The sequence below is a fragment of the Neisseria sp. P0009.S010 genome, from assembly GCF_051958545.1.
In the GTDB taxonomy this organism is placed as follows: Bacteria; Pseudomonadota; Gammaproteobacteria; order Burkholderiales; family Neisseriaceae; genus Neisseria; species Neisseria subflava_A.
In genome coordinates this window covers 272,595-284,815 of record NZ_JBQCVH010000003.1, presented here as the reverse complement: position 1 = coordinate 284,815, position 12,221 = coordinate 272,595, and the positions used below count along the sequence as shown (strand labels likewise).

At 50.5% G+C, this 12,221-nt stretch carries 11 protein-coding genes; 2 read left to right on the top strand and 9 right to left on the bottom strand.

Going from position 1 to position 12,221, the window contains the following annotated elements; genetic code table 11:
• On the top strand, positions 1-412 hold a 412-nt coding region (locus ACTHSN_RS04810; protein ID WP_440365129.1), incomplete at its 5' end, for a transposase.
• Between the two features lie 212 nt (positions 413-624).
• Here ACTHSN_RS04810 and trxB read toward each other — a convergent pair.
• The 5 genes from trxB to ACTHSN_RS04785 form a co-directional block, all read right to left on the bottom strand.
• Entirely contained in the window at positions 625-1,575 is a 951-nt protein-coding gene (gene trxB / locus ACTHSN_RS04805) for a thioredoxin-disulfide reductase (RefSeq protein ID WP_049329772.1), read from the bottom strand.
• A gap of 108 nt (positions 1,576-1,683) precedes the next feature.
• The gene (locus ACTHSN_RS04800; protein ID WP_070461595.1) at positions 1,684-2,979 is read right to left on the bottom strand and encodes an NAD(P)/FAD-dependent oxidoreductase; all 1,296 of its coding nucleotides are present in this window, start codon (positions 2,977-2,979) and stop codon (positions 1,684-1,686) included.
• Positions 2,980-3,127: 148 nt separating this feature from the next.
• Complete coding sequence (locus ACTHSN_RS04795) at positions 3,128-4,015, bottom strand: ABC transporter permease subunit (protein WP_063076460.1); 888 nt, start codon at positions 4,013-4,015, stop codon at positions 3,128-3,130.
• The gene (locus ACTHSN_RS04790) at positions 4,015-4,980 is read right to left on the bottom strand and encodes an ABC transporter permease subunit (RefSeq protein WP_070749865.1); all 966 of its coding nucleotides are present in this window, start codon (positions 4,978-4,980) and stop codon (positions 4,015-4,017) included. Before ACTHSN_RS04790 ends, ACTHSN_RS04795 begins: the two co-directional genes overlap by 1 nt.
• Positions 4,981-4,995: 15 nt before the next feature.
• Positions 4,996-6,120, bottom strand: coding sequence for an ABC transporter ATP-binding protein (locus ACTHSN_RS04785; protein WP_107810818.1), 1,125 nt, complete (start codon positions 6,118-6,120; stop codon positions 4,996-4,998).
• A gap of 477 nt (positions 6,121-6,597) precedes the next feature.
• Between ACTHSN_RS04785 and radC the strand changes: the two genes are divergently transcribed.
• The gene (gene radC, locus ACTHSN_RS04780; RefSeq protein WP_049344162.1) at positions 6,598-7,272 is read left to right on the top strand and encodes a RadC family protein; all 675 of its coding nucleotides are present in this window, start codon (positions 6,598-6,600) and stop codon (positions 7,270-7,272) included.
• A gap of 59 nt (positions 7,273-7,331) precedes the next feature.
• Here the strand turns inward: radC and ACTHSN_RS04775 are convergent, their stop codons facing one another.
• From ACTHSN_RS04775 to ACTHSN_RS04760, 4 genes are all read right to left on the bottom strand, one after another.
• Positions 7,332-7,610: an NF038104 family lipoprotein gene (locus ACTHSN_RS04775; protein WP_049344164.1), complete on the bottom strand. Its 279-nt coding sequence runs from the start codon at positions 7,608-7,610 to the stop codon at positions 7,332-7,334.
• Complete coding sequence (locus tag ACTHSN_RS04770; protein WP_049344250.1) at positions 7,598-7,930, bottom strand: hypothetical protein; 333 nt, start codon at positions 7,928-7,930, stop codon at positions 7,598-7,600. Before ACTHSN_RS04770 ends, ACTHSN_RS04775 begins: the two co-directional genes overlap by 13 nt.
• Before the next feature lie 147 nt (positions 7,931-8,077).
• Entirely contained in the window at positions 8,078-8,773 is a 696-nt protein-coding gene (gene aqpZ / locus ACTHSN_RS04765; protein WP_107867623.1) for an aquaporin Z, read from the bottom strand.
• A gap of 329 nt (positions 8,774-9,102) precedes the next feature.
• The gene (locus ACTHSN_RS04760) at positions 9,103-12,147 is read right to left on the bottom strand and encodes a DNA translocase FtsK (protein ID WP_440365128.1); all 3,045 of its coding nucleotides are present in this window, start codon (positions 12,145-12,147) and stop codon (positions 9,103-9,105) included.
• Between the last annotated feature and the right edge of the window lie 74 nt (positions 12,148-12,221).

The window sequence follows — 12,221 nt, the reverse complement described above, 5'->3', positions numbered from 1 at the left end:
TACCCGTACCGATGCGGAAGGCTATATTGAGAAACTGCACATTACCCCTGCCAATGCCCATGAATGCAAACACCTGTCGCCTTTGTTGGAAGGCCTATCCAAAGGTACGACCGTCTATGCCGACAAAGGCTACGACAGTAAGGAAAACAGGCAACATCTGAAAGAGCATCGGCTGATGCGCAAAGCCCACCGCAAACATCCGCTGTCGGAAGCACAAACCAAACGTAACCGATATTTATCAAAAACCCGTTATGTGGTCGAACAAAGCTTCGGTACGCTGCACCGTAAATTCCGCTATGCCCGGGCAGTCTATTTTGGTCTGCTCAAAGTAAGTGCACAAAGCCATCTGAAGGCGATGTGTTTGAACCTTTTGAAAGCGGCTAACAGGCTAAGTGTGCCTGTTTGCGCCTAAAAGGCGGCCCGGATGCCTGATTATCGGGTATCCAAGGGGGATTATGGGGGGTATTTGAGTAGAATCAGTGGATATTCGAAACAAAAACAGCCGAAAACCTGTGTTTAGGTTTCGGCTGTTGGGGGAAAGGAATTTTGCAAAGGTCTCAGGCCGTCTGAAATTTCAGATGGCCTTTTGATTATGTTTTAAAGAATAGGACGTAGCTTAGAGGCTCATACGCCGTGGCGGTCGAGCCAACGTTCGGCATCAAGCGCAGCTTGGCAGCCGGAAGCTGCGCTGGTGATGGCTTGACGGTAGGTATGGTCTTTGACGTCGCCTGCCGCCCATACGCCTTCGATATTGGTTGCGCCGACATTGTCACCGGTACCACCTTTGGTTTTCAGGTAGCCAGTTTCATCCATATCAAGTTGACCTTTGAAGATGTCGGTGTTGGGTTTGTGGCCGATGGCGATGAAAACGCCTTTTACAGCGATTTCTTCAGTGCTGCCGTCATTGTGTTTCAGGCGTGCACCGGTAACGCCGCTTTCGTCGCCCAAGATTTCGTCAACCGAGCTGTTGAGCTTGAGGATGATTTTGCCTTCTTCGACGCGTTGCATCAGTTTGTCCACCATGATTTTCTCGGCGCGGAAGCTGTCGCGGCGGTGAATCAGGGTAACGGTGTTGGCGATATTGGCAAGGTAGAGGGCTTCTTCCACAGCGGTATTGCCACCGCCGACTACGGCAACATCTTGTTTTTTGTAGAAGAAACCATCGCAAGTTGCGCAGGCGGAAACGCCTTTGCCGGCAAAGGTTTCTTCGCTTGGCAAACCTAAATATTTGGCGGAAGCGCCGGTGGCAACGATGAGTGCATCGCAGGTGTATTCGCCCATATCGCCTTTAAGGGTAAACGGACGGTTTTGCAAATCAACGGTGTGGATTTGGTCGAAAATCATTTCAGTACCGAAGCGTTCGGCATGAGCCTGGAAACGGGCCATCAGTTCCGGACCTTGTACGCCTTCGGCATCGGCAGGCCAGTTGTCCACTTCGGTGGTGGTCATCAGTTGTCCGCCTTGCTCAACGCCGGTAATGATCACAGGGTTGAGATTGGCGCGGGCAGCGTAGACGGCGGCAGTATAGCCGGCGGGGCCGGAGCCGAGGATGATGAGTTTGTGATGGTTGCTCATAATGGTTTCCTTGCTGATGAATGATTGAATTTTGTCGTATCTAAGCTTTCAGACGGCCTGAATTTTACTTGAATCTGCCGCCGTCTGAAATATGTTTGTTGCTTGGGTTTAGTGGCTGTCTTTCCATTGATAGTATTTTGAGCCGAGAAAAGAGCCGAGTTTGCGCAGGAATGGTTGGGTGATGATGTTGCTGTGGCGCAGTTGCTCGAAAGGTTTCAGACGGCCGTCATCGCCCATGATGGCTTCGGCAATCGCCAAACCGGCAATGCCGGTAATCGCCATGCCGTGTCCGGAATAGCCTTGGGCGTAGAAAACGGTAGGGGCGAGGCGGCCGAAATGTGGGGCGAGGTTGCGCGTAATGTCGCATTCGCCGCCCCAAGAATGCTCGATTCTGATATCGGCAAGTTGCGGGAAAACTTTCAGCATATCTTGGCGGACGAGTTCAGTCATGCGGTCAGGGTCATCGATAAACTCGTTGTCTTTGCCGCCGAAGAGCAGGCGGCCGTCGGCGCTGAGGCGGTAGTAGTCGAGGACGTGGCGGTTGTCGCAGATGGCCATATTATTGCGGATCAGGTCTTTGGCGCGTTCGCACAGTGGCTCGGTGGCGATGATAAAGGTGCTGACTGCAATGGCTTTTTGTTCCAATACTTTGAATTTTGGGTGTAAGCCTGCATAAGTATTGACGGCATAAACGAGGTTTTTGCACTCAACACTGCCATTGGGCGTATGAACCAGCCAGCCGTTATCGCATGGCTCGATACGCGTCATCGGGGATTGCTCAAAAAGTTGTGCTTCTGCATCGGTTGCCGCTTTGGCAATGCCTAGGGTGTAATTGAGTGGGTGTAAGTGGCCGGATAAAGGATCAAATTGCGCGCCTTGATACATATCGCTGGCAAGTTGCTGCTTCAGCGTGGCTTTATCCCAAAGCTGGTAATGGCTTGCGCCATAATGTTTTTGAGCGTGTTCGTGCCATTGTTGCAATTCTTCCCAATGCTGAGGACGGACGGCGACGGTAGCGTAGCCGCGTTGCCAATCGCATTGGATATTGTGTTTTTGAATGCGGGAGTCAACCAGTTCAACGGCTTGCAGAGATTGCTGCCAGAACCATTGAGCCTGTTCCAAACCGACTTGTTTTTCGATTTCTTCCATGCCGCAGGCAAAGTCGCTGATGACTTGTCCGCCGCTGCGGCCTGATGCGCCGAAACCGATACGGGCGGCTTCAAGTACGATGACTTCATGGCCGTTTTCGGCAAGCGGTAGGGCGGTGCATAAGCCGGACAGGCCACCGCCGATAACGCAGGTTTCAGTTTTCAGACGGCCTTCCTGCGTCGGATAAGACGGATGGGGATTAGCCGTGCTGACATAGTAGGAAGGAAGGTATTCTTTGAAGCTGGGATTGATCATGATTTGAGCTTTAGGTTGGTTTTCACTTCATTGAAATTGGTTTTCAGACGGCCTGGAATGTGGGTTTGGGTTCAGGCCGTCTGAAAGGATAAGATGCAGTTAATAAAACAGGCTGTTCCGACACTTTATCGGACAGCCTGTCTGCATATTAGGCGGCTTTCTCGGCTGCCAATTTTTCTTGGCGGTAGGCTTCGGCAGCCTCGCGTTCCCGTTTGGTTGCCTGACGCATCATCCAGTAGTTGACGACAATCACCAGCGTACCGATGATACCGATCAGGATGGTTGCCAAAACGTTCATCTGAGGGTCAAGACCGAGTTTGATTTTGGAGAAAATTACTTGCGGCAATGTCGATGAACCCGGGCCTGACAGGAAAGAGGTAATTACCAAGTCGTCCAAAGACAGGGTAATGCCCAAGAGGAAGCCGGAAGCAATCGCAGGGGCAATCAACGGCAGGGTAATCACGAAGAAAATCTTCAGCGGACGGGCACCCAAGTCCATAGCGGCTTCTTCCAAGGATTGGTCCAATTCCACCAAGCGCGAACGGATAACGACGGTAATGTACGCCATGCAAAGCGTGGTGTGGCCAAGGAAGATAGTGAAGAAGCCGCGATCGAAGTAGAGCGATTGCAGCAATTCACTGCCTTGCAGGAACATTTGCACCTGAATAATCAACAGCAGCATGGACAAACCGGTAATCACATCAGGCATCACCATAGGCGCGGAAATCATACCGGCAAACAGGGTGCTGCCGCGGAAGCGTTTGATACGCGCCATGGCGTAACCAGCCAATGTGCCGAGTGCCACGGCGGCAAGTGAGGAAACGATGGCGATACGCAATGACAGCCAGGCTGCTTCCAAGATGGTGTCGTTTTCCATCAATGCGCCGTACCATTTGGTTGAAAAACCGCCCCAAACGGTAACCAGTTTGGATTCATTGAAAGAATAGACGACCAAAACCACCAGCGGAATATAGAGGAATGCCAGCGAGAGCAGGAGCATCAGTTTCAAGAACCAGGATAATTTGGTTTTCTGCATTATTTGCCTCCTTCTTCCAATTCGCGGTTTTCATAGTGCTGGAACAGGGCAATCGGTACAACCAGCAGGGCAACCATAACGACGGCGACGGCAGAAGCCAGCGGCCAGTTGTTTTGGTCGAAGAATGCCTGCCACAATACTTTACCGATCATCAGGTTTTCAGAACCTCCCACCAATTCAGGAATCACAAATTCGCCGACGGCCGGCACGAAGACCAGCATAGAGCCTGCGATGATGCCTGTTTTGGATAAAGGCAGGGTAATGGTAAAGAACGATTTGATCGGACCTGCGCCCAAGTCGGAAGCGGCTTCGAGCAGACGGTTGTCCAGTTTTACCAGTTGTGTGTACAGCGGCAAAATCATAAACGGCAAATAGGCGTAAACCATCACCAAATTCAGTGAAAAAGCATTATAGAACAGGTCTAAAGGCTCGCTAATGATTCCATATTTGATTAAGAAATTGTTGATGATGCCGTTGTGACCCAATAAGCCCATCCATGCGTAAACACGCAACAGGAAAGAGGTCCAGAAAGGCAGCATGATCGCCAACAGCAGGCCGTTGCGCGCAGCCGGATTGGCGCGTGAAATGGCATAAGCGGTTGGATAACCAATCAGCAGGCAGATGATGGTCGTCGTCAGCGCAGTCTTAATCGAAGACCAGTAGGTCATCAGATAGATATTGCTGTTTTCACTGTCGCCAAACGGATTGAGCGTATTCCAAAAGTTTTGGAAGATGTCGGCGTAGTTCTGATAGCTGATGGCAATGTTCAGACGGCCTAAGTCTTCATCAATCGTCGTCAACGGCGTAAATGGCGGAATGGCGATTTCTTGTTCAGCGAAGCTGATTTTCAAGACGATGGCGAACGGAATCAGAAACAGCACCAAAAGCCAGATATACGGCACGGCGATGACCGCACGCTGACCCGGGCGGCGGAACAGTTTGTTTTTCAGTTTTTTAAGGTTCATCTCATTCCCCTTAAATTAACGGAACAACGGAGTCGGTTGGTTTTCCGGCCAGCTGATATAGACGGTTTCGTCCCAAGTCGGCGGCGTGATGTTACGCACGTACCAATAAGGTGCGGGAACTTGGCTTTTGACGACGCGGCCGTTGGCGAGTTTGATGTGGTAGATGGCGAAGCTGCCCAAGTAGGCGATTTCTTCCACTGTGCCTTTTGCCCAGTTGAAGCTGCCCAAGTGGTCGGGTTTTTCTTTGTACAAATCAATATCTTCGGGACGGATGCTGACCCAAATGTCTTGTTCGCTCGGGCCGCCCAGACCGTGGTCGATGCGGACGTGGTTTTCCAAGCCTTCGCATTCGATGACGGCATAATCGGCATGGTCTTCAATCACGACGCCGCTGAAAATATTGGTTTCGCCGATAAATTCGGCAGTAAAGCGGCTGTTTGGATAGTCGTACACATCGCTAGGCGTACCGACTTGTTGCAACTGACCGTCGGACATAATGGCGATGCGGGTCGCCATCGTCATCGCTTCTTCTTGGTCGTGGGTAACCATGATGCAGGTTACGCCGACTTGCTCCAGCGTATTGACCAATTCGAGCTGGGTTTGTTGGCGCAATTTTTTATCGAGTGCGCCCAAAGGTTCGTCAAGCAGCAGGATTTTAGGACGTTTTGCCAGGCTGCGCGCTAAAGCGATACGCTGTTGCTGGCCGCCGGAGAGTTGGTGCGGCTTGCGTTTGGCGTATTTGGTCATTTGCACCAGGCGCAACATTTCTTCGACGCGGGCGTCGATTTCGCCTTTAGGCATTTTGTCTTGTTTCAGACCGAAAGCGATGTTTTGTTCAACACTCATGTGTGGGAACAGGGCATAGCTTTGGAACATCATGTTGATTGGGCGCTCGTACGGAGCAAGCTTGGTAATGTCTTGGCCGTCGAGAATGATTTTGCCCTGATTTGGGCTTTCCATGCCTGCCAACATGCGCAGCAGCGTGGATTTGCCACTGCCTGAGCTGCCCAAGAGGGCAAAGATTTCATGTTGGTAAATGTCCAAGTCGATGTTATCGACAGCGTAATTGTCACCAAACTTTTTCACCAAGCCTTGGATTTGCAGATAAGGTTTGGCTGAAGACGCAGTGGTTGCGGTCATAATGGCAATACTCCAAAAAGAAAGACGAGTACCGGCAAAACGGATTTTCGAATGGGCGATAAAAAGCTGTTTGATTGCTGGCGGGAGTCGGACGGAGGCCGTCTGAAACTCTTGTAAAGCGCACGGGCAGCGTGGATAGAAAGCAATTTAAGCCTAAGCTTTTGCTCTCGGCAAACTCAATATTATATTAGCCTAAGCCTCATAGGGGCAATATGAAATTGCTTGTATCGGCTGATTTGAAACAAATAGGAAAGGAAAGGCAGGCAGGGAAATAAGATAGTAAAAATGGGTAACGTTGTTTTTCTGCACAAAAGGGGGTAATTATTATCTATATGTCTTAAATAATTATTCAAAATAGAATAAAATACGCAAATTGCATTTATTTACTAAACCCATAATGGATTACGTTTTATATCGGGCGAGGCGGTTTTACTCGGAATTAAAACTAAATCCGCTATATAAATAAAAAGGGAAAACATGAGTATCAAAGAATGGCCCGAAGGGGAGCGACCGCGTGAGAAGCTCTTAGCGCACGGTGCGGCGGCATTGAGTGATGCGGAGTTGCTGGCGATTTTGCTGCGTGTCGGAACGCGTGGTATGAGCGCGGTTGATTTGGCACGTTATTTGTTGAGTGAGTTTGGCAGTTTGGGGAAGCTGATGAGTGCGGATGCCAAAACACTCGCTGCTTATAAGGGCATGGGTTTGGCAAGCTATACTCAATTTGCTGTGGTCAAAGAAATCGGGCGGCGGATTTTGGGTGAAGATTTGCAGGAGCAGATTGTTTTGTCAAACCCGAAATCGGTTGCGGATTATCTGCGCCTGCATCTTGGGCATGAAAAAATCGAGGTTAGCGTTGCTTTGCTGCTCAATCGTCAAAATCAATTGATTGCGGTACGGGAGTTGTCGCGTGGTACGGTGGCGGAAAATACGGTTTATATCCGTGAAATCGTCAAATTGGCATTGGATGAATACGCCGACAGTTTGATTTTGGCACACAACCATCCGGGCGGTTTGGCAAGGCCGTCTGAATCTGATGTGCAGTTTACAGAGCGTTTGAAACAGGCTTTAAGTTTGGTCGATATTACGCTGTTGGACCATTTTATCGTGACGGCAAAAGAAACCTGCTCTTTGCGCGAACAGGGCTATATGTAAGGATGAATGTTCAGACGGCCTCAGTAGGATTGGTTACCTTGCTGAGGCCGTCTGAAGGATTATTGCGTTACTTCGTCGGAGGATTCTTCTTTATAGACGATTTCTTCCGATTTTGGTTTTCCTTTGCTCTTTTCTTTTTCTTTTTCTTTATCCTTGTCTTTTTTACCGTCGGGAATGGCGGCATCAATCACTGCCCCCGTTCCTTTGACAACCAACTTTCCGGCAGTCAGGACGGTTGTGGCGGCCAAATCGACAGCCGCACCTACAACGCAGCCGTTAAGCGTCAGGCAAAGGGCAAGTGCCGGAATCAGGCGTTTTGTGCATCTCAATGGCTGCATCCGCAGTGTCCTTCGTGATGATGGCCGCATCCGAGTGCTTCTTGCCAAGCATCATCATCACCGTCAAATTCTTCAACTTCGTCAAATTCGCCGTTTTCTACCATGCTTACCAGCTCTTCCAGGCTTTCTGCGCCTTTTACCCAAAAGCAGGGAATATCGGGTGGTGTGTCGGGGGCAAGCAGGGCGGCCTGTTGGTTGTGCCAAGCAATCCAATAGCCGTTTTGCGTTTGTACGAATACGGCATCGGGATGGATGGTTTCGTTTTCGGTATTGACCAGCATTCTGTCAGCGATATCGGTTTGAAAAGGTAAGGTTTGCATGATGGTTTGAGAATGTGGGAAAAGAAAGTATTGTAACATGGCAAAAACAAACGCACCGTCTGAGTCAGGCGGTGCGTTTGTGTCTCGGCAACTTGGGTGCAGTCGGTTTAGAGTATCAGCCGCACCGGGAATGTCATTCCGTCAAGATTATTTGTCGTCATTAGCCAAAACGAAGCGGTAAATAGCCGCGCCAACTGCTGCGCCGGCAATAGGAGCCAACCAGAACAACCATAGTTGTTCAATAGCCCAGCCACCTTGGAACAAGGCAACGCCGGTAGAACGTGCAGGGTTAACGGAAGTATTGGTTACAGGAATGCTGATTAAGTGAATCAGGGTCAGACCCAGGCCGATGGCGATAGGGGCAAAGCCGGCCGGAGCCAGTTTGTCGGTAGAACCCATGATGATGATCAGGAAGAATGCGGTCAGTACGAACTCGATCAGTAACGCTGCCATCATGTCGTAACCGTTAGGAGAGTGTTCGCCGAAACCGTTGCTGGCAAAGCCGGAAGCAACAGCATCAAAACCAGTTTTACCGGAAGCAATCAGATACAGAACGCCCGCAGCGGCAATCGCACCGATAACTTGGGATACGATGTAAGGCAGCAGGTCTTTACCGTTGAAACGGCCACCGATGAAAAGGCCGACGGAAACGGCAGGGTTGAAGTGGCCGCCGGAAATGTGGCCGACAGCGTAAGCCATGGTCAGTACGGTCAAACCGAACGCCAAGGCGACACCGGCAAAGCCAATGCCAAGTTCTGGGTAGGCTGCTGCCAAAACTGCGCTGCCGCAGCCACCGAATACCAGCCAGAAAGTGCCGAAAAATTCTGCAAAATATTTTTTCATTTGTTTTTCCTCGTAAAGGGTGGGGTGTTGCCGAAGGCATGAATCATAATAAGATTGCTTCTAATCGAAAAACGGATTTACCTGTTTTTTCCGGTCTTGACAAAAGGCCGTCTGAAATGAATAGGGATATATCTGGCAGGTCGAGTTTTGTTTATTGAGGCTGGTTTTATTTAATAGCGAGGCAAATGCCGTTAATGGAAAAGCCTTTGGTTTTGTAGATAATATTATTTATAGATTATTAATTTGATCGGAATCTTTGAACCCATTATCTGATTTAAAAAGGCCGTCTGAAAAGTTTTCAGACGGCCTTAATTTTAAACAAGGATAAATTAATCCAGATGGTCGCTGCTTTGCGCCAAGATGGTGCGGTTGCCATTGTTTTCCGCCGGGGAAACAATACCGTCGGCTTCCATTTGGTCAATCAGGCGGGCAGCGCGGTTGTAGCCGATGCGTAGTTGGCGTTGGATATTGGAAATGCTGGCCTTACGCGATTTTAAGACAACGGAAACGGCTTCGTCATACATGGGGTCGAGGTCGCTGTCGTTGCTGCGGCTGGTGCCGGTAAAGTCCTCGGTCGAACCGCTGCTTAAAATATCGTCGATATAGTCAGGCGTGCTGAATTGTTTCAAGTATTCCACTACGCGGTGTACTTCGTTGTCTGATGCGAATGCGCCGTGTACGCGTTGCGGATAGACGATGCCGGGCGGCAGGAACAGCATATCGCCTTGGCCGAGCAGGTTTTCCGCGCCCATTTGGTCAAGAATCGTGCGGCTGTCGATTTTGCTGGACACTTGGAAGGCAATGCGTGTCGGAATATTAGCTTTAATCAGGCCGGTAATGACATCCACGCTTGGGCGTTGGGTGGCAAGAATCAAATGGATGCCGGCTGCGCGTGCTTTTTGGGCGAGGCGGGCAATCAGTTCTTCAATTTTCTTACCGGCGGTCATCATCAGGTCGGCAAATTCATCTACGATGACTACGATAAACGGCAGTTTTTCCAATGGCTCAGGGTCTTCAGGCGTGAGGCTGAACGGGCTGCCGATTTTTTCGCCACGAGCGGAGGCTTCGGCAATTTTTTGGTTGAAACCGGCAAGGTTGCGCACACCCATAAAGCTCATCAGGCGGTAGCGTTTTTCCATTTCGTTGACGCACCAGTTCAGAGCGTTTGCGGCCAGCTTCATATCGGTTACGACAGGGGCGAGCAGGTGCGGAATGCCTTCGTAAATGCTCAGCTCCAGCATTTTCGGGTCAATCATAATCATGCGCACGTCTTCAGGCGTTGCTTTGAAGAGCATGGACAGAATCATGGCGTTCACGCCTACGGATTTACCCGAACCGGTCGTACCGGCAACCAGCAGATGCGGCGCTTTGGCCAAGTCTGTCACAACAGGCTGGCCGGTAATATCTTGGCCGAGGGCGAGGGTCAGTTTGGATTTGGATTCGGTAAACGCAGGCGAATTGAAGATTTCGCTCAGGCGGATCATTTGGCGTTTCGGATTAGGCAATTCTAAGCCCATGCAGGTTTTGCCGGGGATGGTTTCCACCACGCGGATAGAAGCCACGCCAAGTGAGCGCGCCAAGTCTTTTTCAAGGTTCAAAACGGCACTGCCGCGTACGCCGACATCAGGCTCAATCTCGTAGCGCGTAATGACCGGGCCGGAATAGGAGTCCATCACTTTGACCTTAACTTTGAACTCGGCCAGTTTTTCTTCGATAGTAATGCTGTTTTCCAGCAACTGTTCTTCAGTTTGCGAGGCGCTCGGGTCAAACTGCGGCGGCAGAAGCAGGGCAGTGGTCGGCAGGTGTGCCTCGGTAAGTGTTGCCGAAGTTGGAATAGCTATGCTTGGCGTACTCTCTTGAACGCTTGGTTCTACGGTTTGAACAGGTGTTTCAACGACTGTCTGTGTATATTCAGACGGCCTTGCGATTGTTTCAACAGGTTCAATCGTTTCAACCGCTTGAATCGCTTCTGTTTCCGCTTGTACAGGCGCTTCCGGCTCACCATCGAATTCTGTTTCTTCTTCCGCAGATTCGCTGATTAAATAATCGCGGATACTGCGTTCAGGCTGATTGCTAACATGCGCATTGACTTGCGAATCAAAAATCGGTACCTGGATTTTATGTTCAAAAGCAGGCGGCTCGAGGATATCAATCGGTGCAATCGAGGTTTGGAAAACGGGCGGCTCGGGAATATCGGTTTTCGCCATCGGGACAACCGGTACGGCAGGCGGCTCGACTACGGTTGCGTTTGGCGCGGCAGGTCGGGAGATATAAGGGGATTTTTTAACAGGCGCAGCCGGTTTTGGACGGGACGGCGTTGCCGATACGGCAGGTTGTGGTGCAACAGCTTCCGTGGCAGCTTGTTTGCGCGCCCATCTTTCGGCGGCCGCTTCGGTATGGCGAACTTGACGGCGCAGGCTGGCAGGACGGCTGATTTGTCCCAAATTGGCCAGAATTTCGTCATTTTCGATGGTGCGCGGAGAGTAGTCGCGCAATGGGGCGACGGCTGCGGCCAGTTTGTGGCGTGCGGCGGTACGGCGGGCAAGGTTGTCGTGAATATCTTCCGCTTGGATTTCAGAAGGGAATGCCTGCATGGAAGTATAGGGGAGGATGGCTTCTTTTTCGGCAGTTCTTAAGGCCGTCTGAACGGTTTCGATATGCGGCGCATTGGCTTCTGCCACGCGGACATTATTGGCACGCGCCAAGGCACGCTCGCGTGTGCGGCGCAAGATAGGGTCGTTGTAGTCGATGATTTCCATGCCGGTCATCGGCAGGGATGAAGCGCGCAATAATGGAGTTTCAACTTCGTCTTTGTAAATCGGCGCATTTTTTTCTGCCAAATGCTCGTTCCATTCTTCAACCGCTGCTTCGTGCAGGGAACGGGTGGCTTCTTCTAATGTGATTTCTTCAAAATTGCTGTTTTGCACCAAAGACGGGCTGTATTCGGGAGTTTCCATTTGTGCAAACGGCGTGATTTTAGGAATACGTTCCGGTTTGGCAGATTTACGGGTTTTAGGCGCAACTTTGATTTCTTCTTCGGTAGCTGCGATGTGTTCCGGCTCTTCGGCAAACGGCTCTGCTGCATGCTCTTCGTTTGTTTCGGCGCGTTGCGTTTTATTGTGTTCGAGCGCAGAAAGCAGGCGGATGCGGGCGATTTTATGGTTGTCGGCAGTGTGCTTGTTCATACTGAACAAACGTTTCAGGCTGTCCAGTTGGTCGGAAAAACCGACCGGGCTGTCTTCTTCGTTTATTTCTTGTTCGTCGCCACTGAGTCGGGCCAATTCTTGGCGCCACTTTTGCTCTTGTTTCTGGCGCCACCAGAACAAGCCGGCTATGACAGCAAGCAGAATTAAAGCCAATATTGTCCAAAGCATGCGTCCATCCCCTTAATTAAACGGCAAAGTCCGTTATTCTAACGCTTTTTTCGGGTAAACAAAACCAGCCGAAA

What these genes read in the sequence shown, in the direction of transcription:
- trxB (WP_049329772.1), bottom strand. Translation starts at nt 1,575, where the DNA reads ATGAGCAACCATCACAAACTCATCATCCTCGGCTCCGGCCCCGCCGGC.
- ACTHSN_RS04800 (WP_070461595.1), bottom strand. Translation starts at nt 2,979, where the DNA reads ATGATCAATCCCAGCTTCAAAGAATACCTTCCTTCCTACTATGTCAGC.
- ACTHSN_RS04795 (WP_063076460.1), bottom strand. Translation starts at nt 4,015, where the DNA reads ATGCAGAAAACCAAATTATCCTGGTTCTTGAAACTGATGCTCCTGCTC.
- ACTHSN_RS04790 (WP_070749865.1), bottom strand. Translation starts at nt 4,980, where the DNA reads ATGAACCTTAAAAAACTGAAAAACAAACTGTTCCGCCGCCCGGGTCAG.
- ACTHSN_RS04785 (WP_107810818.1), bottom strand. Translation starts at nt 6,120, where the DNA reads ATGACCGCAACCACTGCGTCTTCAGCCAAACCTTATCTGCAAATCCAA.
- radC (WP_049344162.1), top strand. Translation starts at nt 6,598, where the DNA reads ATGAGTATCAAAGAATGGCCCGAAGGGGAGCGACCGCGTGAGAAGCTC.
- ACTHSN_RS04775 (WP_049344164.1), bottom strand. Translation starts at nt 7,610, where the DNA reads ATGCAGCCATTGAGATGCACAAAACGCCTGATTCCGGCACTTGCCCTT.
- ACTHSN_RS04770 (WP_049344250.1), bottom strand. Translation starts at nt 7,930, where the DNA reads ATGCAAACCTTACCTTTTCAAACCGATATCGCTGACAGAATGCTGGTC.
- aqpZ (WP_107867623.1), bottom strand. Translation starts at nt 8,773, where the DNA reads ATGAAAAAATATTTTGCAGAATTTTTCGGCACTTTCTGGCTGGTATTC.
- ACTHSN_RS04760 (WP_440365128.1), bottom strand. Translation starts at nt 12,147, where the DNA reads ATGCTTTGGACAATATTGGCTTTAATTCTGCTTGCTGTCATAGCCGGC.